Source organism: Alteromonas sp. WD8-37, assembly GCF_055326825.1.
The window spans coordinates 1,069,369-1,092,829 of record NZ_JBUZOV010000001.1 but is presented as its reverse complement, the minus strand read 5'-3'; the positions used below and the strand labels follow the sequence as shown (position 1 = coordinate 1,092,829).

Annotated in this window: 17 protein-coding genes and 1 tRNA gene; 12 read left to right on the top strand and 6 right to left on the bottom strand. The window is 53.8% G+C overall.

Annotated features, from left to right (window positions below):
- The first annotated feature begins 51 nt into the window (after positions 1–51).
- The gene (locus ACTUJZ_RS04830) at positions 52–813 is read left to right on the top strand and encodes a methyltransferase domain-containing protein (protein WP_463635117.1); all 762 of its coding nucleotides are present in this window, start codon (positions 52–54) and stop codon (positions 811–813) included.
- Positions 814–840: 27 nt separating this feature from the next.
- On the opposite strand, the gene metG is transcribed toward ACTUJZ_RS04830, so the two are convergent.
- Positions 841–2,904: a methionine--tRNA ligase gene (gene metG, locus ACTUJZ_RS04825; protein ID WP_463635116.1), complete on the bottom strand. Its 2,064-nt coding sequence runs from the start codon at positions 2,902–2,904 to the stop codon at positions 841–843.
- Between the two features lie 107 nt (positions 2,905–3,011).
- Here metG and apbC point away from each other — a divergent pair, with 107 nt between their 5' ends.
- The 4 genes from apbC (at position 3,012) to dcd (ending at position 5,347) form a co-directional block, all read left to right on the top strand.
- Complete coding sequence (gene apbC / locus ACTUJZ_RS04820; protein WP_463635115.1) at positions 3,012–4,100, top strand: iron-sulfur cluster carrier protein ApbC; 1,089 nt, start codon at positions 3,012–3,014, stop codon at positions 4,098–4,100.
- A gap of 109 nt (positions 4,101–4,209) precedes the next feature.
- Positions 4,210–4,386 carry a hypothetical protein gene (locus ACTUJZ_RS04815; RefSeq protein ID WP_463635114.1) on the top strand — a complete coding sequence of 59 codons (177 nt, stop codon included), beginning with the start codon at positions 4,210–4,212 and terminating at the stop codon, positions 4,384–4,386.
- A gap of 80 nt (positions 4,387–4,466) precedes the next feature.
- The gene (locus ACTUJZ_RS04810; RefSeq protein WP_463635113.1) at positions 4,467–4,673 is read left to right on the top strand and encodes a hypothetical protein; all 207 of its coding nucleotides are present in this window, start codon (positions 4,467–4,469) and stop codon (positions 4,671–4,673) included.
- Positions 4,674–4,750: 77 nt separating this feature from the next.
- The gene (gene dcd / locus ACTUJZ_RS04805; RefSeq protein WP_463635112.1) at positions 4,751–5,347 is read left to right on the top strand and encodes a dCTP deaminase; all 597 of its coding nucleotides are present in this window, start codon (positions 4,751–4,753) and stop codon (positions 5,345–5,347) included.
- A gap of 101 nt (positions 5,348–5,448) precedes the next feature.
- Here dcd and ACTUJZ_RS04800 read toward each other — a convergent pair whose 3' ends face one another.
- Positions 5,449–6,126 carry a hypothetical protein gene (locus ACTUJZ_RS04800; protein ID WP_463635111.1) on the bottom strand — a complete coding sequence of 226 codons (678 nt, stop codon included), beginning with the start codon at positions 6,124–6,126 and terminating at the stop codon, positions 5,449–5,451.
- A 327-nt stretch (positions 6,127–6,453) separates the two neighbouring features.
- On the opposite strand from ACTUJZ_RS04800, the gene ACTUJZ_RS04795 reads away from it, so the two are divergent.
- Together ACTUJZ_RS04795 and ACTUJZ_RS04790 are read left to right on the top strand one after the other, a co-directional pair.
- Positions 6,454–6,530: transfer RNA gene (locus ACTUJZ_RS04795), tRNA-Pro, on the top strand.
- A 530-nt stretch (positions 6,531–7,060) separates the two neighbouring features.
- Positions 7,061–8,491 carry a trypsin-like serine protease gene (locus ACTUJZ_RS04790; RefSeq protein ID WP_463635110.1) on the top strand — a complete coding sequence of 477 codons (1,431 nt, stop codon included), beginning with the start codon at positions 7,061–7,063 and terminating at the stop codon, positions 8,489–8,491.
- A 30-nt stretch (positions 8,492–8,521) separates the two neighbouring features.
- Here the strand turns inward: ACTUJZ_RS04790 and ACTUJZ_RS04785 are convergent, their stop codons facing one another.
- The 3 genes from ACTUJZ_RS04785 to ACTUJZ_RS04775 all read right to left on the bottom strand — a co-directional run bounded on the left by ACTUJZ_RS04785 (position 8,522) and on the right by ACTUJZ_RS04775 (position 12,215).
- A complete protein-coding gene (locus ACTUJZ_RS04785; protein ID WP_463635109.1) occupies positions 8,522–8,989 on the bottom strand; it encodes an SRPBCC family protein in 468 nt (155 codons plus the stop codon).
- Positions 8,990–9,081: 92 nt separating this feature from the next.
- Positions 9,082–10,566, bottom strand: a complete 1,485-nt coding sequence (locus tag ACTUJZ_RS04780; RefSeq protein WP_463635108.1) for a bifunctional 2-methylcitrate dehydratase/aconitate hydratase — start codon at positions 10,564–10,566, stop codon at positions 9,082–9,084.
- Between the two features lie 182 nt (positions 10,567–10,748).
- A complete protein-coding gene (locus tag ACTUJZ_RS04775; RefSeq protein ID WP_463635107.1) occupies positions 10,749–12,215 on the bottom strand; it encodes a DUF3360 family protein in 1,467 nt (488 codons plus the stop codon).
- A 204-nt stretch (positions 12,216–12,419) separates the two neighbouring features.
- Here ACTUJZ_RS04775 and sbcD point away from each other — a divergent pair, with 204 nt between their 5' ends.
- From sbcD to ACTUJZ_RS04760, 3 genes are all read left to right on the top strand, one after another.
- Positions 12,420–13,640 (top strand): exonuclease subunit SbcD, encoded by a 1,221-nt coding sequence (sbcD, locus tag ACTUJZ_RS04770; protein ID WP_463635106.1) that lies wholly within the window; start codon positions 12,420–12,422, stop codon positions 13,638–13,640.
- Positions 13,637–17,323 carry an AAA family ATPase gene (locus ACTUJZ_RS04765; RefSeq protein WP_463635105.1) on the top strand — a complete coding sequence of 1,229 codons (3,687 nt, stop codon included), beginning with the start codon at positions 13,637–13,639 and terminating at the stop codon, positions 17,321–17,323. Before sbcD ends, ACTUJZ_RS04765 begins: the two co-directional genes overlap by 4 nt.
- A gap of 305 nt (positions 17,324–17,628) precedes the next feature.
- The gene (locus ACTUJZ_RS04760; RefSeq protein ID WP_463635104.1) at positions 17,629–18,930 is read left to right on the top strand and encodes an OmpP1/FadL family transporter; all 1,302 of its coding nucleotides are present in this window, start codon (positions 17,629–17,631) and stop codon (positions 18,928–18,930) included.
- Between the two features lie 92 nt (positions 18,931–19,022).
- On the opposite strand, the gene glpK is transcribed toward ACTUJZ_RS04760, so the two are convergent.
- Positions 19,023–20,507 carry a glycerol kinase GlpK gene (gene glpK, locus ACTUJZ_RS04755; protein ID WP_463635103.1) on the bottom strand — a complete coding sequence of 495 codons (1,485 nt, stop codon included), beginning with the start codon at positions 20,505–20,507 and terminating at the stop codon, positions 19,023–19,025.
- Between the two features lie 143 nt (positions 20,508–20,650).
- Here glpK and glpD point away from each other — a divergent pair, with 143 nt between their 5' ends.
- Together glpD and asd are read left to right on the top strand one after the other, a co-directional pair.
- A complete protein-coding gene (glpD, locus tag ACTUJZ_RS04750; protein WP_463635102.1) occupies positions 20,651–22,183 on the top strand; it encodes a glycerol-3-phosphate dehydrogenase in 1,533 nt (510 codons plus the stop codon).
- A gap of 112 nt (positions 22,184–22,295) precedes the next feature.
- On the top strand, positions 22,296–23,414 hold the full coding sequence (gene asd, locus ACTUJZ_RS04745) for an aspartate-semialdehyde dehydrogenase (protein WP_463635101.1): 1,119 nt from the start codon (positions 22,296–22,298) through the stop codon (positions 23,412–23,414).
- The last annotated feature ends 47 nt before the right edge of the window (positions 23,415–23,461 follow it).

The window sequence follows — 23,461 nt, the reverse complement described above, 5'->3', positions numbered from 1 at the left end:
CTATAGAAATATCCACGCCACACTGCAACCGTAAGGGGTTGGTGCATTTATATGAAAGCAGCGCAGTTAAAACAGGCCCCGCGGTACCCGGCTGACTGGTCTGCCTTTCCCGGTGGTGAAACGATCCACGAGGCAGTGGCTAGCACCTGTGATGCGTTTAGCCAGCGGATTTTTGGCTATCATATGGTCAAACTGGGCAGCCTCAGCAGCCAGATTGCTTTGCCACATTGTTCGGTCACCCACCATATTCATCAATCGCCCGTGCCTGGTGAGTCCACCGGGGTACTGGCAGCTTCTGGCGAATTGCCGTATGTGGAAAATAGCATCGATGGTTTTTTACTGGCACACGAGCTCGACTATGCCAAAGATCCCCATCAGATCTTGCGCGAGGTGGACCGGTGTATCACCCAAAGCGGCTATGTCATCATCAGTGGCTTTAACCCCTACAGCCTGACCGGCCTGTGCAAGTATTTACCTATCAAGCGTGACAACATCCTGCACGACGCCCGCTTTTTTTCGGCCAACCGGGTTGGAGACTGGCTCAACCTACTAGGCTTTGAAGTGCTCGACCAGCGCCATTTGCTGTTTTCTATGCTGTTTTTTAATCGCCGTGGTGTGATGCCGCTACGCTGGCAGAACCGGCTGGCCAAACACATGCCCTGGTGTGCCTCGGTGTATGTGATTGTGGCGCGCAAGCGAGTGTGGCCGATGACCACCATCCGGCCTAAGTGGAAGCTCAAACCGCATTTTTCGCCGGTAGGGGCCAGCGTGTATCGTCAGCGTGTGGAAGCCACAAAAAAAGGCAGCTCGTAAGCTGCCTTTTTCAATCCTGAAATATGCTTATTTAACCCGCATACCTGGTTTGGCGCCGTCGTGCGGCTCCATGATGTACAGGTCACTGCCACCAGGGCCGGCCGCCAGCACCATGCCTTCAGACAAACCAAAGCGCATCTTACGCGGTGCCAGGTTGGCTACCATCACGGTATGCTTACCAATCAGGCTGGCCGGGTCGTAAGCCGCTTTGATGCCGGCAAACACCTGACGGGTTTCACCGCCCAAGTCCAGCTGCAGTTTTAACAGCTTATCTGCGCCTTCCACATGTTCGGCATTAGCAATTTTAGCTACGCGCAGATCCACCTTGGCAAACTCATCAAAGCTGATGGTTTCGCTGATAGGGTCGCTGGCCAGTGGGCTGTCAGCTTTTGGCTGACTGGGGGCCGCCGCCAGGCTTTCTTTGGAATCATCGATCATTTTTTCAATTTTCTCCATCTCAACGCGCTGCATCATCGGCTTAAACTTGTTGATGGCATGGCCGGTGAGCACCTGCTGACTGCTGCTCCATTGCAGCTCGTCATTCAAGAAGGCTTCGGCTTGTTCGGCCAGCACCGGCAGGATTGGTTTCAGGTATACCACCAGGATACGGAACATATTGATACCCAGTGAGCACACATCATGTGTAAACTGCTGTTTATCCTCTTCTTTGATGGTGACCCACGGTGCATTGGCATCGATATACTGGTTGGCTTTATCGGCCAGGTGCATAATTTCACGCACCGCCTGGTGATACTTACGGCTTTCAAACAGCTGAGCAATATGCTCCGACGCATCGTGGAACTGGGCCAGTAAAGCTTCGTCGGCCACAGTATCAGACAGGGTGCCATTGAATTTTTTAGTGATAAAGCCGGCGCAGCGGCTGGCGATATTGACCACCTTGCCTACCAGATCTGAATTCACCTTGTGGGCAAAATCCGCAAAGTTCAGGTCGATATCAGCCACGCCATCCCCCAGTTTGGCGGCAAAATAATAGCGCAGGTATTCCGGGTTCAGATGCTCTAAGAAGGTGCGGCCTTTAATAAAGGTGCCGCGGGACTTCGACATCTTGGCCCCATTTACCGTCACAAAGCCGTGGATATTGACCCCGGTTGGTTTGCGGTAACCCGCGCCTTCCAGCATGGCTGGCCAGAACAGGCAGTGAAAATAGGTAATATCTTTGCCGATAAAGTGGTACAGCTCGGCGTCAGAATCAGCCTTCCAGAAGCTGTCAAAATCGATATTGTGCTCATTGCAATAATGCTGGAAGCTGGCCATGTAGCCCACCGGCGCATCGACCCACACATAAAAATATTTATTGGTGGTGCCGGGGATTTCAAAGCCAAAGTAGGGCGCATCACGGCTGATGTCCCACTGTTGCAGGCCTTCTTCAAACCACTCCTGAAGTTTGTTGGCCATCTCATCTTGCAATGCTCCAGAGCGGATCCAGCCTTTCAGCATGTCTTCGAATTTGGGCAAATCAAAAAAGAAATGCTCAGATTCTTTTAAAATCGGCGTCGCACCGGAGACCACACTGCGCGGGTTTTTCACCTCAGTGGGGCTGTAGGTAGCGCCACACACATCACAACTGTCGCCGTTCTGGTCTTCTGCGCCACAGCTAGGGCAGGTGCCTTTGACAAAGCGGTCCGGCAAAAACATTTCTTTTTGCGGATCGTACAGCTGATTGATAACACGCTTGCTGATATAGCCGGCATTGTCGAGCCGGGTATAAATCTCTTCACATAACGCCTTGTTTTCAGGCGAGTGAGTCACATAATAGTTATCGTATTCAACGTAAAAGTCCAACAGATCCTGATGGTGCTCGGCACGGGTGCGGGCCACCATTTCTTCTGGTGTGATGCCCTGCTCCTGCGCTTTTAGCATCACTGGCGTGCCATGGGCATCATCGGCGCACACACTGTAGATCTCGTGGCCGCGCAGGCGCTGGAAGCGGGTCCAGATATCCGTTTGAATGTGCTCTAACAGGTGGCCTAAATGAATAGAGCCGTTAGCATAGGGCAATGCACTGGTCACCAGAATGCGGCGCTTGTTAGCGGCATCCGGAGCAGTAGAAGACGGTGTGTTCTGTGGCATAAAGACTTTTACTGTTCAACAATTCTCAAAAATGGCTGCAAATACTAGCTGAAAATCGCTTTTTTTGCATTACGTAATTGCACCTCCAGACCAATAAAGGGCGAAGTATGATCTTCAAGCGCGGCGACAAAAAATGCCAACAGACTGTGAGCGAGGCGCTGGCAGCTTACTTTTCGTTAGACACACACGATGTAGCCGGCTGGGTGCACACGGCCAAGCCTGAGGTGACAGTAACTCTGCCATTTGCGTGCGCCTCTCAACATCAGGCGCTTCGCGCCCATCTTGCCGAGCAACTTGATGCCCAGGGCGTGTCAGGCTGGTCGGTAAAAATCATTAGTCAGATAGCCAGCGGCGCAGCCAAGCATACGCCGGTAACCAATGTAAAAAATATCATTGCGGTGGCCTCCGGCAAGGGCGGGGTGGGTAAATCCACCACCGCGGTGAATCTGGCCTTTGCGCTGCATCAGGAAGGTGCTCGGGTGGGCATTTTGGATGCGGACATTTATGGCCCGTCGGTGCCCATCATGCTGGGTAACCCGGACACCCATCCCAGCAGCAGCGATAATAAACATATGCAGCCGCCCGAAGCCTGGGGCATTGTGGCTAACTCCATCGGCTATCTGGTGGGGCAGGAAGATGCTGCGGTCTGGCGCGGCCCCATGGCCAGCCGTGCGCTCAAACAGATCCTGGATGAAACCCTGTGGCCGGTGCTGGATTATCTGATTGTGGATATGCCACCGGGCACCGGCGATATCCAGCTGACCATGGCTCAGCAAGTGCCGGTCACCGGCGCGTTGATTGTCACCACCCCGCAAGACCTGGCGGTGGCGGATGCGCAAAAAGGTATTGCCATGTTTAATAAGGTGGATGTGCCGGTGTTAGGGCTCATTGAAAATATGAGTTTTTATCAGTGCGTAAAATGCGGCCATGAAGATGCCATTTTTGATCAGCACGGCGGCGAAGCCCTGGCCGACAAATACCAGCTGCCGCTGTTAGGTGCATTGCCACTGAATACCCGCATCCGCGAACATGCCGATGCCGGCACGCCACTGGTGGTGACCGAGCCGGACAGCCCGCTAGCCGAGCTGTACCGCGAAATCGCCCGCGCCACCTCCATGCAGCTGGCACTAAGTGTACCGGCCAGTACCCAGGACACCCACATCAAAGGCGATCCCATCGGTTTTAAACCGGTGTAGTTGGTAACGGTGTTTTCCATGCTTGAGTACAGTTATATTCATTTTGAGACATGGCACTATGTATCGTGTGTGAAATGAAGCACACAATATCTGTTTTTAGAAAAGAATCATGATGAAAGTACTTGAAAAAAATGAAGTTCAATTGGTATCTGGCGCACGATTAGATTGGGACAGTGGAGGTTTAGCAGTTATAGGATTGGGCTTTGCTGGCGGCCCCGCTACTGCTCTCTTTGGATTAGCTGTCGGTGGTTCAATGCTCGTTATTGGCCATTATGCACACCCTTAAACAAGCTTTTGGTCGCCCACTGATGAAGTGGGCGGTGGCAGACTTTATTTATATATTTCTATTAATGAGACGTACTAATAATGAATAAGTTAAATGTGTTTAAAGTAGCCTATATTTTATTTTTACTCTTAGTGGTATTCGTATTTTTCAATAGTGAAGAAACTTTTCTTTATGCTACCTACTTGACGTTTGCGGCGCTTTCTCTATTGAGTGTGATGTTACACACGGTGCTTTCAAAGCTCGAACGCATTGAAAAACACTTTTCTTCCGCAACGGGAGGCCGCTAACCCGCGGTGAGATCAGTTGTGCACGCCAGGCAGAGCGCGCATAATAGCCGCCATTTGCGACCCATCGGAATAACTTCATGCGTTTATGCGACCGCGACATTTTTGAGCATCTACAAACCGGCAAGATCAGCATCGATCCCATGCCCAGTTACAATCAAATCAGCGGTGTGACCGTGGATATCCGGCTGGGCAACAAATTTCGGGTGTTTGAAGATCATCAGGCGCCATATATTGATTTAAGCGGCCCCAAAGAAGAAGTGCAGGCGGCGCTCAATTCAGTGATGAGCGATGAGATTGAATTGCCCGATGGCAAAGCCTTCTTTTTACATCCAGGCGAATTAGCCCTGGCGGTCACCCATGAATCAGTCACCCTGCCAGATAATATTGTCGGCTGGTTAGATGGCCGCTCGTCGCTGGCACGACTCGGGTTGATGGTGCATGTTACTGCTCATCGAATCGACCCGGGCTGGTCGGGCAATGTGGTACTGGAATTTTTCAACAGCGGCAAACTGCCTCTGGCGCTGCGCCCCAAAATGACCATTGGCGCGCTCAGCTTTGAACTGCTGTCCCAGCCAGCCGAAAAGCCCTACAACTCCCGCGCCGATGCCAAATACAAAGGCCAGGCCGGCGCCGATGCCAGCCGGATTAGCGCTGACAAGCAAGACTCAGAATAATAATTTATCAACTAAAGCTACGCCGTCGAACAGCATAAATACTGTAAGGTCCAGGTCAAACGCGCCCAACACAGATAGACGCCTGACCTGGCTAGAAGGGGTTAGTTTACTTTACGACGGCAAGCCAACAAACCTGCAATGCTCAGCATCAGACTTAGAGTGACCGGTGCAGAAACGTTGGTGGGTGGTTGTGGAGGTGTGCCGGCTAGCGCAGCCACACCCAGGGTAAACCCATGCCAGTTTTCACTGGTATGGCTAAAAGAGATACTGTTGAACTCGCCTTCTGCCAATACTATTCCGTGAAATTCTCCTGCTCCGGTGAAGCCATCGCCGTCACCATTAACCACGGCTGTACCGGTGCCCCAGAAGCCTGTACCAAAGCTTTCAATGATAATATCAGTATCAAACTCCACCACATTGCCATTCCAGCTATTCATCGCAATATAAACATCTTGAATGGCTTCACTGAATGTCAGTGTGACCATTCCGCCCTGATTCAATGCAATTTGTTCAGAAGGTGTGGGGGAATTTTCTACATTACCGTTGGTGTACGCCGGACCTGTCCAGTAGTTCGTCCCGGCGCCGGTTTGAATAAAGGAATAGGGCGACGTTGCACTAAACTCAACATCAACAATGGTACCGTTAACATCCAGTTCACCCATGGCGCTGCTGGTGGTGGCTGAACTTATCCAATCTGTCCATGAAATGATTACAGCTTGCGCCTGCAGGCTGAACAACGTGATACAACTGAGTAATAGAAAACGACAAAAGGTTTTCATGTTGATCTCCAGACTTAGGATATTTTTTGCAGATAGATGGCAGTGGCTTTACGCGGGGTAACAACAAGGCGCTGTCACTTTTTGGGGTTACAAGGATCAGGCCATGTATAAAAAAATTATTATATTCAAATTTTTAGCAGAGGTGCACTTTGCGCTGACCGCAAAGCTGTAAAAATACCTGACAGTATTGGACGGAAACTAGACAAATTGTTTAGGGCATTGAATTACTAGCTTAAAAATACACCGCTTAAACAGAACGACGCTAAAAAATACCTCTTCTGGATTGCAATCAGCAAAAAAATGGGTAGACTTGTCCGCTCTTTCGGTCGGTGTGTAGCGCAGCCTGGTAGCGCACTGTCATGGGGTGTCAGGGGTCGGAGGTTCAAATCCTCTCACACCGACCAACTTCTCTCTTCCCCGCTAGCTTGATCCTCAAGCGCTATCAAACAAAATAGATATTATACATTAAGCAACTTCGTAAGTTTTTCTTCCGAGGTATTTCGTGTTTACAGAAATTCATCCCAACCGTTCGATCAATAGTCGTCTCATCCTCAATAGCGACATAGATATATTTGCAAGCCCTGGTCTGCATGGCTTTAATTGAATGATAACTCTCTTAAACTGAGTGACGGTCAGGTATCAAGCTAGCTCTTAATTGTGTACGACTTCACCTTCTTGTCAGTTATTTAGAATTGGGTAAACTCACGTTTAATATGCAACTCTGCTACTTGATGCGTATGAAACATCGTGAAACAAAGCTGGTATTGCCGGACCTGACCGAGGTCACTACTATCTTTACTCAGTGGCTATAAAGCTTAGCAAATATGCTTACCTTGAGACCACGGCTAGCAGGAGTCACGTTTTCTGCGCAGGAAACGCGCAAATCTGCCCCCCTGCAGCGTCAGCATCGGTAAAAACCAGAAGGAATTTAATCGTGACAAGAGTACGTGTATTCACCGGCCTTATATTGTTGGTGTTGTCTGCTATGGCCAACGCGATAGTGATTCGGCACGATAAAAGTGATGACGAATATCTTGAATTAGGTGAGCGTTATTCTGCTTCTGTGGCTTATGTAGGCGGCTGTGCTGCTACACTTATTGATAACAATTGGATTCTGACTGCCGCTCACTGCCTGTATAACCGAGAGCACGAGCTGGTTTTTGCCCGTCACCAAAACCAAAAATACCGCATTGAGACCATCTTCATCCATCCTGATTATTCTTCGGATAATGATGAAGTCAACGATATCGCCCTGGTGCAGTTAAAAGACGCCATTGATGAAGGCCATCCAGCAATCCTCTATGCTCAGCGCGATGAATCAGACATGCCGGTGATTTTTGTGGGCCGGGGCACATATGGCAACGGGCGCGACGGGTTGATTCGCGACGATGGTAAACAGCGCGGCGCAACGAATACCGTCGATGATGTGAACGAGCATGTTGTGTCATTTACGTTTGATGCACCGCCTCACGCCACTGAGCTTGAAGGGATAAGTTCGCGCGGCGACAGCGGCGGTCCGGCTTTTTTTATCCAGGACGACAAACGGTATGTGATTGGGATAAGTTCCTATCAAATCAGCCGCGGCCATAAGGAAGGCAATTATGGCGTGGGAGAATATTATACGCGGGTGTCTTCGCACAGGCCGTGGATCACCAGCACAATGAAGCAGGCCCCACAACCTGTGGTAGCCAACCATCCGGCCATCGATGCTGTTTATCAGGATAACCTGACAGCCTTTACTGCAGCCTTTTCTAACGAAGACTCTTGGCAATCAGGCGTGCTTGCTGAATTGCTTTATCAAGTCATTATGCAAAATAAACCGTCTATGGCTAAAGCGCTACTCAATAGTAACTTTAACGTGATGTCGGCAAAAGTCAGCCATTACTCGCCGTTTGAGTTTGCACTAAGACAAGGGCAATCTGACATTGTCGATGTCTTTATGGCGCACTTTGCTGCGCATCCTACTCAACACGATGCTAATAGTGCGGTACTGCCTTATTATGTTGCTTACTATCTTGAGTCGCCGGATATTATTCAGGGCGTAAAGCTATTATTGGGGCAGGGCGCAAATATTGATGCGGTGACCCGCTCAGGCGATACTGCTCTTATTATCACTGGCTGGAACACTAATAACCTGGCGTTGATAAAATTATTAGTTGAGGCTGGCGCTAACATAAATCAGGGAAACAATAACGGCGATACTCCATTAATGGACGCAGCCTACCTGGGTAAAACAGCACAGTTTGAATATTTGCTTGCGCATGGCGGTGATGTCACGCAAACCAACAACCGTAGTCAATCCGCAGTGGACATTGCTAAGCGCGCCAAACGTGCTGAAATTCTAGCGTTATTGGCCAGGCATTAACGCGCTTCGAAGGGGGGATCGTGCTTTTAATCACCCCGCCTGTGTAACCAATTCTGCTTCACAATGATATTTAATATCTTCAAGATCCTGCTGCAAGGCTTTTTCCATTTGGCCTTTCATCAGCCAGCCGAGCAGTAGGGCGGATACTTTTGCCCCCATGGTCAGTTCGCGGGTGACAATCTGCATACTTAACTCTACGCCCTCGGCTTGTTCAAAAAGAGTCAGTTGGCTGTCAAAAATTGCGCCGCAGCTTTCGGACTGTACGCTGTAAGAAGTGCCGGGGGTATATTCAGTGATCCACATGGTTTCGGTGACTTCTTTACCGAACATCACCCGGGTTTCTGCCCATTTTAACCCGGTCAGGCCATCAGACGGGCGCTGTAGGATTTCGATATTCTTAATGGCCGAAATCCATTGCTGGCAATTTTCGATATCAGAAATTGCCTGCCACACTGTCTCAGCCGGCGCATTGATATAGGTGCGAATTGTCAGGTTCATGAGCATTTATTTTGATGATGGTTTTGTTCAAACGTAGATGTGTTTGCTCAAAAATACCAATCAGATAGCACAAAATCGCACCTGCGCCTGCTTCAAATCACCAGCATTGTCATAAACTCATCTACAGCGGTGTTATCCAGTGCCTTATGGTGGGCAAACAGCTCGGTGATTGTTTGGCAGCGTGCAACCGGAAAGCGGGTGGCCAGGTTACGCTTGAATTTTTGCTCCAGTACCGGGATCCCTTCATCTCGGCGCCGCCGGTGACCGATGGGGTATAACACTTCGACTTTATCGGTGGCGGTGCCGTCGTCAAAAAAGATCTGCACCGCATTGGCAATGGCGCGTTTGTGCGGGTCCAGGTACGCCTCGGTGTAGCCGGGGTCTTCCGTGATCACCATTTTTTTGCGCAAGGTATCGATTTGCGGGTGGTCAGCATGAAAAGCGTCTTCGTAATGCTCGGCGCTGAGTTCGCCAATCAACAGCGGCACCGCAGTCATGTATTGCAGGCAGTGATCTCGGTCGGCAGGGTTCGCCAGCGCGCCCTGTTTTGAAATAATGCGAATGGCCGACTCGTGGGTGGTCAGTTCAATGCGCTCAATCTTATCGAGCTTACCTTGCACCTGCGGGTGCAGCTGGACAGCGGCTTCACAAGCCGTCTGGGCATGAAACTCGGCCGGAAACGACAGCTTAAATAAAATATTTTCCATCACATAGCAACCGTAATCGCGCGGCCGGGTAAACTGGCGCTGTCCTTCGGGTTTAAGCGCCAAATCCTTATTGGTATGGCTAAACGCCACATCGTAAAAGCCCCATTGTTTGGTGGTAAGTACCGCCGGAATGCCCATTTCGCCGCGCAGGGCGATATCGGCCAGGCGCACACCGCGGGCACTGGCATCGCCGGCCGCCCAGGATTTTCGGGAGCCTGCATTCGGTGCATGCCGGTAGGTACGCAGCGCCGACCCGTCAACCCAGGCATGGGACACCGCTGCCATGATTTGCTCGCGGGTGCCGCCCATCAACTGCGCCACTACCGCGGTAGTGGCCACCCGTACTAACAACACATGGCACAGGCCCACCCGGTTAAAGCTGTTTTCCAGCGCCAGCACACCCTGAATTTCGTGGGCTTTGATCATGGCCAGCAGTACATCCTCAACGGTTAGGGGGGCCTCGCCACGGGCGCGCCGGGTCTGGCTGATGTGGTCGGCCATCGCCAGGATACCGCCCAGGTTATCTGAAGGGTGCCCCCATTCTGCGGCCAGCCAGGTATCGTTGTAGTCCAGCCAACGGATAAGACAGCCAATGTCCCAGGCAGCTTTTTCCGGGTCCAGGCAAAACTGAGTGCCGGGAACACGCGCTCCGTTTGGCACAAGCGTGCCAGAGACGCTCGGGCCCAGGTGCTTGGTACATTCGGGAAAGCGCAGCGCCAAAAGCGCACAACCCAGGCTATCCATCAGGCAATAGCGGGCGGTGCTGATGGCTTCATCAGAGGCGATATCCTCGCGCATCACATAGTCGGCAATATCCTGGATCACGGTATCGTAGTCGGGGCGGGTATTATGTTCACCTTTAAACGCCATGGGAGTCTCCTTACCGGTTGTTGGCATGCGGTGTGGTTTGTACGCCGCAGATAAAAATGAGATGCCTGAACACCGGCAAAAGTCGGGCAGGAAGGTGTTTGGTCTGATTTACATGAGTAAGTTTGCAAAAAAAAAAGGCGCTTCGGTAAGGAAGCGCCAACGGGGTCGGGTGAAGGGTGAACTTAGTTGAAGGTATCCAGCAGTGCCGGTACTCCCGGGAACATGCCGATGATGGCCATGACCGTACACAGCAGCGCAAAGGTGATGCCGGGGATGATCCAGCGGCCACGTTTGCCTAATTCCTGGGCCCGCGACTTACAACCAATCAAGCCAATGTTGTCCAGTAACATGGCAAACGACCAGCCAAACACCGGGTTAACCAAGACCGAGGAGATCACTACCATTGCCGCAGACTGGGTGGTTTTACCTTCGCGGGTCATTTGCATGCCGGCTTCCATCAGCGGTAAAAATACACCTACTATTAGTGCCACGCTAAGCACCGGCGGCCATACCGCCAGGTCCATGGGGTAACCCCATAAGGCCGCGATAATGCACAAGACACCAGTGACCACTGCGCCGGCCGGAATGGGACGCCGGGCAATCGATGCCGGGATAATGTAGGTGCCCCAGGAAGACGAGATATTGCCGCCGCCCAAAAAGCTACCCACGGCCTGGCGCGCAGACGCTGCCATCATGGTGTCATCAATGTTCATGCGCACTTTTTCGGTTTTTTCCGGGTAGCTGATTTTTTGAAATACCTGATGACCCAGAAAGTCTGGCGACCACATGGCCACGGCCAAAACCGCGAAGGGCAATACCGCCACAAAATGTGACCAGTCAGGCCAGCCCAGCTGCCAGCCGGTGTTTTCACCCCACCAGTAAGACGGGCTTAGGTTGGGCATGCCGGGTTGGGTAGTAAATTCAAACGGCGCACCCATGATCAGCGCAATGGCTGCTGCCATCCCAGCGCCTAGCGGGATCGCCAGCCAGCGTTTTTGGATATGCTCCAGCCAGGCATACATGGCAATGGTGGCTACCAGCACAATAAACGCCAGGTAGCCCATGTCGAAGCCTTCTGCCCAGGTGAACATCTTTTGCACCTGCCCGGAAATGCCGATAAAACCCAGGTAGAGCAACAGCCCGCCGCACACGCCATTACTGGTCAGCTTGGCCAGCAAGCTGCCGCCTTTGGTGATCCCCAGTAAAAAGCCAAAGACTCCTACCAGTAAGCCTAATGCCATGGGGTGGCCGCCGGAGGCGACAATTAATGGCACCAGGGGGATTAGCGGGCCATGGGTGCCGGCCAGGTTGGCCGAGGGGTTTAAAAAGCCTGAGATCAAAATAACAAACAGCACAGCAGCGATGAGCAGTTCAAAGCGCACATTTTCAATCACAAAGGCAGAGTCTAAGCCCAGCGGCGCAGCAAATGCACCGACAATGGCAGCCACCATGACGATTTTGCCGATGGTGGCGGCCATGCCGGGCACCAGATCTTCCCATTCAAAACGGTAATCGCGAAAGGGCAGGTTGGGGCGCCAGCGCCGCGGTGACATTACCTGCAGCTCGTGCTCTAAGTACTCGTTGCGGCTTGCAAACGAAGAACGAGGCCGGCACATCGATGCATAATCGGTCTGAGTTTGTTCCGACATAGTTACCTCTGTGTTAATTATTGGTTAACGGTGAGTGTATGAAGTGTGAGCAAGGGCCACAATGCGACCCTAGTCGTAGATGATGAAGAAGGCATCGCTGATGGCTTTTTCAGCACTTATGATAAAAGGTAATGCCGTGGTGCGCGCAAGTGCGCTACCATGCCCGCTTTGTATTTTTGCTGGCAATCGTAGCGGGAGATCTGCGTGAAAGTTTTGCACACCTCAGACTGGCATTTGGGTCAGACATTTTTTACTCAGTCGCGCCATGCCGAGCACCAGGCCTTTTTTGGCTGGCTGCTGGAGCAGGTGGAGCAGCACGCGGTGGATTGTGTGATTGTGGCCGGTGATGTGTTTGATACCGGCACGCCGCCCAGCTATGCCAGGCAGTTATACAACCAGTTTGTGGTGGACTTGCAGGCGCGCGGGTGCGTGCTGGTGGTGCTGGGCGGTAACCATGATTCGGTGTCGGTGCTAAATGAGTCGCGCCAGGTGCTGGCCTGCCTCAATACCCATGTGATCGCCAGTACCGGCCTGGCCGTGGAGGAACAGGTGCTTACAATGCAAAACCGGGCAGGTGAAGTGGGCGCCATCATCTGCGCAGTGCCCTTTATTCGTCCGCGCGATGTGCTGCAAAGTCAGGCTGGCGAAAGCGGGCAGGACAAGCGCCAGGCCCTGGGCCAGGCCATCAAAGATCATTATGCCACTTTGTATCAAAAGGCTTGCGATATGCGCGCCGCCCTGGACCGGGATGTGCCTATTATTGCCACCGGCCATCTTACCGCGCTAGGCGTAAAGCAGTCCGACAGTGTGCGCGATATTTATATCGGCACGTTGGAAGGTTTTGCAGCGGAGGGCTTTCCGCCCGCCGATTATATCGCGTTGGGCCACATTCACCGGCCGCAAAAAGTAGCCAAGTCTGACACCATCCGTTATAGCGGCTCACCCATTGCGCTGAGCTTTGATGAGCTTAAACATGACAAACAGGTGGTGCTGGCCGATTTTGCTACCGGCACCACGCCACACATTACCTCGTTAGCGGTGCCGGTGTTTCAGCCGATGGCCAGCCACAGCGGCGATTTAGAAGGGCTTGAAGCGCAGCTGCAACAATATCAGGATGCCGACACCACAGTATGGCTTAGCCTGGAAGTGCACATCCAGGATTATCTGTCGGATCTGCACCAGCGGGTGCAGGCGATGACCGAAGCGCTCAATGTAGAGGTGCTGCAATTGCGCCGCGCCCGCAACCGCACTGTGGCCCTGAGCCGCCAGCAGCGCGAAACCCTCACCGAGCTGTCGGTGGAAGAAGTGTTTGCCCGCCGGCTGGCCGCCGAAACCTTTGAAACAGAGACCCAACAGCGCCAGGTCACGCGCATCCAGGCTTGTTTTGACAGCATCTGTGCACAGGTCAAGGAGGAGCAGGCATGAAAATTTTGTCATTGCGGCTGAAAAACTTAAACTCGCTCAAAGGCGAGTGGAAGATTGACTTCACCCGCGGGGTATTTGCCGATAACAGCTTGTTTGCCATCACCGGGCCCACCGGGGCGGGTAAAACCACCTTGCTGGATGCCATTTGCTTGGCGCTGTATCACCAAACCCCACGGCTGGGCGCGGTCTCGCAATCGTCTAATGAGATCATGTCACGCGGTACCGCAGAATGCCTGGCCGAGGTGGAATTTGAAGTCAAAGACGTTGCCTACCGCGCATTTTGGAGCATGCGCCGGGCCCGCGGTAAAGCCGATGGTAATTTGCAGCCGGCCGATGTAGAGCTGGCCCGGGTGGATACCCACGAAGTGCTGGCCACCCAGGTAAAGCAAAAAAGCCAGGCGATAGAAACGCTCACCGGGCTCAATTTTGCCCGTTTCACCAAATCTATGATGCTGGCCCAGGGCGATTTTGCTGCATTTTTAAATGCCAATGAGGCTGATCGCGCCGAATTGCTTGAAGAGCTCACCGGCACCGAAATTTACGGTCAGATTTCCCAGGCGGTGCATGCCCGCTTTAGCGAGGCAAAAAATGCGCTCGGCGAGTTACGGGCCATGGCCCAGGGCATTGACACCTTATCCGAACAAGACGCCACGGCGCTGGCCAGCCGCCAGCAGACCTTGCAGGCACAGCGTCAAATACTGGATGGCCAGTTAAACGAATTGCAGCAACAGCAAAAATGGTGGGAGCGGGTCGAGCAGACCCAGCAGCAACAGCAAAGCGCCCAGCAAGCCTGCCATGCGGCCAATATCGCCATTGAGCAGGCAGCTGACCAGCGCAGCGCGCTGCAGGCGCATGAGCAGGCCCAGGCAATTCAGCCGGCCTGGCGGCAGTGGCAACAGGCCGAACAGGAACGCGATGCGGTGGGCCAGCAATTAACTGCGCAACAAGCGAGTGTGCAGCAGGCCCGGCAGCAGGCACAAGACGCTAATGAGAAGGCCGAACAGGCCAGCCAGGCTGCCGAACAGGCCCGGCAAACTCTGCAGCGTGAAGAACAGCTCATTGAACAACAGGTCATTCCGCTGGATAACCAGCTGGCCCAGGCCCAACGCGAGCAAGACCAGCATCAGCAACAGTTCCAGCAGGCTGAACAGCGCTGCAAAACCTTGCACGAACAGCAGCAAGCATTACACCAGCAGGTTGACGCTGCGCAGGCTAGCTGGCAACAGGCCCAGGACTATCTTTCCCAGCATGCTGCCGATGAGGCGTTAGCCGGCAAACTGGAGGTCTGGCAACAGCAGTGGCAACAATTGGGCCGGGCTGAAGCCGAGCTGACCGACAAGCACAGCGCGCTGGCCAATACTCACACCCAGTGGCAGCAACACCAAACGCAGTTAGATAAGGCCCGGCAGGCGCTGGCACCAGCCCATGAGAAACTGGCCGCCGGTGAAGCAGCCCTACAAAGTACACAGCAGCAGGTGGAGCAGCTACGCCAAACTCATGGCGATGAGCCCGGGCTTGAGCAGCAAATCAGCCAGGCCAATGGCCAGTGGCCACATTTTCATGAAGCCGAAGCTGCCCGCCAGGCTTATGTCCAGTATACAGAAGAAGCGCACCAGGTGGCGCAACAGCATACCGATCTGGTGGAGCAGGAACAGCAGCTAGCGGCCAAACGCAGCCGGTTGCAACAGGACTATCGCCAGCAGCGCGCCCATGCAGAAGATCTTGCGCGGCTGGTGGACCAGGAAGCGATTCTGGCCGAATTTCGCCAGCGCCTGCAAGAGCATGAAGCCTGCCCCTTGTGCGGCGCTACCGAGCATCCAGAGCTGCCCCACACTGACATTCCCGATACCGTAATCCGCCGCGATGAAGCCCGCCGGCAAATGGCCGAGATTGAAGAGCAGGGCCGCCAGTGCAAAGAAGAGCTGGCGGCCACCAGTCAGCTGCTGGCCCAGACTCAAACCCGCCAGGCCCGGTTAACCGAGCAGCAGGGGCAGGCCAAACAGCGCTGGACCCAGGCGGTGGCAGCCTTAAATACCACCGCCGCAATTGATGACGCGGAGGCACTCAGTCAGCTTCGCGGTGCGCTGGAAGGTAAGATTAGCCGGTCACAGGAGGCGCTACGGGCGCTGCGGCAGGCGGGTAGCGCGCAGCAGCAATGCCAGCGTGACTACGATGAACAGCGCCATGCCAGCGACCAGCTCACCCAGCAAATTCAGTATCTGGAACAGCAGGTAGAACAGCTGGCGCACAATCATTCAGCGATGCAGACAGCTTGTGATGAGCTGTCTGCCACTGTGGCCGACCAGCACGATGCATTACATCGCGAGATAGCTGCTAAAGGCTATACCGACTTGCCTGACGACCTGGCGGCATGGCTGGAACAAAAACAGCAGGATGCCGGCGACTACAGTGCGCAGCAAAAAGCGCAGCAAGAGGCGGCCAGTGCCCGCGATGCTGCGCGCACCAGGCTGGATGCGTGTGAGCAGCAATTCGCCGAACATCAGCAGCAGCTTAAGACCGCCCGCCAGGCCCTGGATGACGCCGAGCGTCAGGTTCAGCAATTGCGCCTAGACCGTAGCCAGCTGTATCAGGATAAAGATCCGCTGGCAGAGCGTGAGCAGCTGCGCCGCCGGGCCAGCCAGGCTGGTGCCGATCACCAGGCCGCGGTGGACGAGGCCCATCAGGCGCAACAGGCATTCGCCCAGCAGCAGTCCCGGCTGACCTATTTAAGCGAACGGGCAGAGCAGGTGCAACAAGACTGTGAGCAGTATCATGCGCAGTGGCAGCAGCAACTTGGCCAGAGCGTCTTTGCCGATGAAAAGGCCTTTACCGAGGCGCTGCTAGATGCTGACCAGGCAGCGCAGTGGCAGCAGCAAAAACAAGCCCAGGATCAGGCGCTGCAAAAAGCCTCGACTTTGCTGGACACCGCAGTAGAAGAATTACAGCGGCTGCACCATCATACTAATGCTTCCACCTGGCAGGCAACTCCGCATGCCGAGGTCACCGCTAGTGTGGAGGCAGCGCAGCAACAGCGTGAAATTATCGTGGGGGAGTTAGGCGAAATAGCCCAGCAATTACGCAGCGATGCCCAGCAGCGAGAACGCCACCAAGCGTTGATGCAGCGCATCGACACCCAACAGCAGCACTATGACGATTTAAGCTATTTACATTCGCTTATTGGCTCAGCCAGTGGGGACAAATTCCGAAAATTTGCCCAAGGCCTGACGCTGGATAATCTGGTGTATCTGGCCAACCAGCAACTGGCCCGGCTACATGGGCGGTATTTGCTGCAACGCAGCCACAGCGAAGGGCTGGCACTGGCGGTGGTTGATACCTGGCAGGCGGATGAGCGGCGCGACACCAAAACCTTATCCGGCGGCGAAAGCTTTTTAGTCAGCCTGGCGCTGGCACTGGCGCTATCCGATTTGGTCAGCCACAAGACCAGCATCGACTCATTATTTTTAGATGAAGGTTTTGGCACCCTGGATGCCGGTACCCTGGATATGGCGCTGGCGGCACTGGATAATCTGCATGCCAGTGGCAAGATGATTGGCGTCATCAGTCATATTGAAGCATTGAAAGAGCGCATTCCCGTCCAGCTTAAGGTTAGCAAAAAAAGCGGCATCGGGGTTAGCGAGCTGGAGCGCCAGTTTCGTGTGGTGGAGCAGGCCGAACCAGCCTGATCCTGCAGCAGTATCACTTCAACTAAGTGAAACATGGTGTACGCTGAAGTTGCATTTTAGCTATGTGATCAAAACTGAATTAAGCGTAAAAATGATACAAAAATGTTAAATATGTTAGCTAAATGTGTGTTAACTGCGCTTAAATAAAAAATTAGTAAATTGTTCGCTCAAATAACACTCATTTGCGACCAGCGGATATTGCAGGGCGTATCACTTCTACGTAAGCTCTCGTACTAAATGGCCTGCCTGGCACCTTTGTGACTGCTGCGGCCAGTCTCGAACAAGCAAAAAAACCAGAGAGCTTTATGTACAAACACACTAAATTATTTGTATCTGTGGGCGTGGCATTAGCCTGCGCATCGTCATCGGTTATGGCTGCCGGATTTCAGGTCAACGAGCACAGCGCCAGTGGCCTGGGCCGGGCTTTTGCCGGGCAGGCTGCCACCCCTGAAGATGCGACTGTGCTAACCACCAATGCCGCGGCCATCAGCCAGTTTGATCGTCAGCAGTTCAGTATTAGTGCCAGCTACATCAACCCGAATATTGATGTGGAAGGATCTTTGGATGCTACTTTGCAAACCCCCATGGGGCCGATGACGCAAACATTTGACGCCAGCGAAGACGATATCGCCGACTCAGCCATCGTACCGTCTGCTTATTATATTGCGCCGGTGGATGACAAATGGACCGTGGGCATTGGCGCCTTCACCACGTACGGCTTGCGCACCGATTACAGCGATGATTTCACTGCGCTGCATTTTGCTGATACTGCTGAGGTTAAATCAGTCACACTGAATCCTACCGTGGCATACAAGCTGACCGACACCTTGAGCATGGGTTTTGGTGTCAGCGCCACCTATGCAGAAGCCGAGATTTCTACTTCTACACCTGCGGCATTAGGCCAGCTGACTGGCGGCGCGCTGCCGGGTAATGCGTCGATTTTGTTCTTAGAAGGTGACGACTGGGGCTTTGGCTGGAACGCCGGTTTCTTCTGGCAGCCGCTGGAAGGCACCAGTGTTGGTTTATCTTACCGCGCCGAAACAGAACTGGAATTAGAAGGTGATGTGTCTTCTGACCTGAATGCCGCGCTAAATCAGGGCGGTGGTTTGGATCTGAACCTGGCAGCAATTACTGAGCTGGCGGTAAATCAAAAGATCAGCGATCGCTGGGCGGTGCAGGCCAGTGTGGTATTCACCGACTGGAGTACGTTCGACACGCTGGAAATGGAACTGGACAACGGTTTCCGCCAAACCATCAAAGAAGAAAACTTTGATGATACCTGGCGCGGTGCGCTGGGTGTGACATACCAGCTAAACCGCGAAGTGATCTTGCGTGCCGGTTATGCCTATGACGATGGTGCGGTAACCACAGAAAATCGTTCACTGAGCATTCCGGATACAGACCGTCACTGGATCACGGCTGGTTTAAGCTATGCGCTGGCTGATACACAATCCATCGACCTGGGCTATGCTTACATTAACGGCCGTGAAGCCCGTGTTGCCAAGACTGACAACACATTTGCTGAAGCCGGTTTTGTATCGACCTTCACAGGTGGGCAATCTGCCAACGCACATATCTTCAGTGTGCAGTATAACAGCAGCTTCTAAGCAGTATACTGCTGAAAAAGCCGGGCAATCGCCCGGCTTTTTTGTGTCTTGGGCTTTGCCGTTAACTGGCAAAACCTTACATAAGGACCGGATTAGCCACAGCGGATGCGCTGCACCGCTTCCTGCCAGCCGGCATACGCGGTATCGCGCTCGGCTTTGGACAGCCGCGGGGTAAACACTTTCTCGCATTGCCAGCATTGCGATAATGCCTGCAAATCATCATAAATCCCCGCCTGCAGGCCGGCTAAAAAGGCCGCGCCCACTGCGGTGGTTTCAGTGATAGTGGGGCGCTGGACTTCGGCGCCCAGGATGTCGGCTAAAAAGCCCATCACCCAGTCATTGCTGGCCATACCACCGTCTACCCGCAGCTCACTGGGACGGGCCCCGTCTTTTTCCATGGCTTTTTGCAAATCTTTGGTTTGGTAGCACACTGACTGCAATCCGGCGGCCACGATTTCGCTGATGCCGGTATCCCGGGTCAGGCCCAAAATAGCCCCACGGGCATCCGGGTCCCAGTATGGGGCGCCCAGGCCGGTAAAGGCTGGAACCAAAAACACGCCGTTGTCCTTGCGCGCCCGTTCTGCCAGCATTTCAGACTGGGCAGCATTATCAATCAGGTGTAAGCCATCGCGCAGCCACTGCACGGTAGCCCCGGCCATAAAGATACTGCCTTCCAGGGCATAGGTCACTTTGCCGTTGATGCGATAGCCCACTGTGGTCAGCAAGCGGTTTTTAGATTGTAACGGTGTGTCACCGGTATTCAGAATAATAAAGCAACCGGTGCCGTAAGTGCTTTTGGCCATGCCCTTGTCAAAACAGGCCTGGCCGATGAGGGCGGCTTGCTGATCGCCGGCAACCCCTTGAATGGGAATAGGGTAGCCAAAATGCGCTTCATCAATCTGGCCAAAATCTGCGGCGCAATCTTCTACCTCAGGCAGCATGGCGGCAGGCACGTCAAACAGTTCAAGCAGGGTGTCATCCCAGCATTGCTTGTGAATGTTAAATAGCATAGTGCGCGAAGCATTGGTGGCATCAGTTTTGTGGGCCTGGCCACTGGTCAGGCGCCAGATAAGAAAGGTATCCATGGTGCCAAATAGCAGTTCGCCCTGCTCGGCGCTCTCCCGGGCACCGTCTACATTATCTAAAATCCATTGCAGCTTAGTGGCCGAAAAATACGGGTCCAGCAATAGCCCGGTGTTGTCGCTGACATACTCCCGATGGTCAGCATCTTCTGCCAGCTCGCGGCATTTGGCCGCTGTGCGCCGGTCCTGCCACACGATGGCCCGATGTACCGGCTCGCCGGTGTGGCGGTTCCACACCAGGGTGGTTTCACGCTGATTGGTGATCCCCACCGAGGCAATATCTTTGGCCTGCAAATTGGCTTTTTTTAATACCTGATTGAAAGTGGTTAGCACCGACTGCCAGATTTCCTCTGCGTCGTGCTCAATCCAGCCGTCTTTAGGATAATGCTGGGTCAGCTCTTGTTGCGCCATGGCCAGTAGCTGGCCATGCTCACTAAATACGATACAGCGGGTGCTGGTGGTCCCCTGGTCGATGGCGATAATGTGGCGGGTCAACGGTGTAACTCCCTTAAAGCGAATAGAGCAAAGTGTGCCTGATTCACAATTAATTCACAATGTTAGACCTCCGGCCCATGCAATCCTGCGCAGCGATGGTATGCTGATTAACAAGGGTGTTTTGTCTGAAGGGGCCCATAACCATGTCGCAACACAGTTCCAACCCTGATGATCCAGGAAAGCCGGTCGACGTGCTGGTGGTCGGCGGTGGCGTAAATGGCGCTGGTATTGCGCTGGACGCTGCTGGCCGCGGCTTGAGTGTTACCCTGTGTGAACAGCACGATTTGGCCAGCGGCACCTCCTCGGCCAGTAGCAAACTGGTGCACGGTGGCCTGCGCTATCTGGAAACCCACCAGTATGCGCTGGTCAAAAAAGCCTTGCGCGAACGCGAGCTGTTGTTGAAAAAAGCCCCGCATATTATGTGGCCCCTGCGTTTTCGGCTGCCGCATAACCGTTACATGCGGCCAGGCTGGATGATCCGGGCCGGGTTGTTTTTATACGATTTTCTGGCGCCCCGGCAGGTCTCACCACGTTCATCACGGCTGCGCAATCCTCCCGACAGCCCGCTGCAACCTCAGTACAAGGTGTGTTACGAATATTCGGACGGCTGGGTGGATGATGCCCGGCTGGTGGTTCTCAACGCTATCGGCGCCAAACAACTGGGCGCGCAGATTCATGTACGCACCAGCTGCAGCGCCATTCGTGCTAACGACGATAACACCTGGACAGCCACTCTAACCCCAGCCGACGGGCCGGCTTTTGAGGTGCGTTGCCGGGCGGTGGTCAATGCCGCGGGGCCATGGGCCGGGCACATCAATCAGGCCCTGGGGTTGCCGTCCAAACCCGTTACTCTGCGACTGGTTAAGGGCAGCCACATTGTGGTGCCCAAGCTACATCCTGGCCAGGAAGCCTATATATTGCAACACAGCGACAAACGTATTGTATTTGCCATCCCGTATGAACAGCATTTTACCCTAATTGGCACCACCGATGAGGAATACCAGGGGCGGCCCCAGGATGTCAAAATTAGCCCTCACGAAATTGATTATCTGTTAGAAGTCGTGAATCAATATTTTACCCGCCAGCTGACCACCGCTGATGTGGTTCATACCTACAGCGGCGTACGCCCGCTTTTTGCCGATGAGCATGGTGATGATACGCCGGCGCAGGCCGTACCGCGGGACTACACTCTGGATTGCCAGCTCACTGCCGGCAAGGCCATCGCACTAAATGTATTTGGCGGTAAAATTACCACCTATCGCAAACTGGCTGAACAGGCCGTGGATAAATTATGCCAGTACTTGCAGCCGCTGGGTGGCCCCTGGACTGCCACCACCTTATTGCCGGGTGCGGATATCAAAAGCCAGCCCTGGTTTGATGATTATCTGCAGGAGCGCTTTGTGTGGCTGCCCAGCTGCACCCGGCAGCGCTATGTGCGCCAGTACGGCAGCCTGTGTCTGCAATTTTTAGATGGCAGCCAGCATCGCTCCCAGCTGGGGCGCTGGTTTGGGCAAACGCTGCCGCAGGCCGAGGTGGATTATTTGCTAGAGTACGAATTGGCCCAGACCAGTGCCGATATTTTGTGGCGGCGGACCAAACTGGGCCTGCTATTTTCGGCCGCCGAAGTTGCTGCGCTGGATGACTATCTGGCCACCCGGCAGGCTTCAGCACCATAGCGAATCTGGCATAGCAATTTTGCCGGATTCTTTATAGACTCGCTGCTACAGCACAATCCATTTTGCCGGCTACTTAGCCGGCCTTGTTTATTTCGTTTGGAAGGTATTGATTATGGCAAAAACAAAAGTTGGGCTCGTCGGCTGGCGGGGTATGGTGGGTTCTGTATTAATGGACCGCATGCAGCAGGAAGGTGATTTTGCGCTGATCAGCCCTACTTTTTTTACTACCTCCCAGGCCGGCCAGCCAGGCCCGCAGGTCAGTGAGGATGCGCCCGCGGCTTTACAGGACGCCTTTGATCTGGAGGCGCTGGCCAGCCAGGAGATTATCATTACCTGTCAGGGCGGCGATTACACCCATGAGGTATACAAGCGTTTGCGCAGCAATGGCTGGCAGGGCTACTGGATTGATGCGGCCTCGGTGCTGCGCATGCAGGATGACGCGGTGATCGTGTTAGACCCGGTTAATCGCGACCAAATCGACCAGGCGCTGGCCAACGGCGATAAAACCTTTGTCGGCGGCAATTGCACTGTGTCTTTGATGCTACTGGCGCTGGGCGGCTTGTTTGCCGAAGACCTGGTGGAGTGGGTAACGCCGATGACCTACCAGGCAGCCTCAGGTGCCGGTGCCCGCCATATGCGAGAGCTTATCCAACAAATGGGTGGCATCTATCAGCAGGTCGAAGATCAGCTGGCCGATCCGGCCTCAGCTATTTTAGATATCGACCGGGCGGTGGCTGATTATATCCGCTCAAATCAAAACCGCGCCGATGAGTTTGGTGTGCCCCTGGCCGGCAGCCTGATCCCGTATATCGATAGCCAGCTGCCCAGCGGCCAAAGCCGTGAGGAGTACAAAGCTCAGGCCGAAGCCAATAAAATTCTGGCCCGCCAACAGCAGCCGGTGGTGATTGATGGCTTGTGTGTCAGGGTAGGGGCCATGCGTTGTCATAGCCAGGCGCTGACCATCAAATTAAAGCAAGCTGTGTCGATTGCCGAGATTGAAGAGAAGCTGGCAGCGCACAATGAGTGGGTGAAAGTCATCCCCAATGACAAAGCGGCGTCTATGGAAGCGCTGACTCCGGCGGCGGTGACCGGCTCGCTCCAGATCCCCATTGGCCGCATTCGTCAGTTAGCCATGGGCCCGGAATACATCAGCGCCTTTACGGTGGGTGATCAGCTCTTGTGGGGTGCAGCCGAGCCATTGCGGCGCATGCTGCGCATTCTGGTAGACTAGGAAAGTGTTGCACCGCCCTTGCTCAGCGCATAGGGCGGTGTACTTTT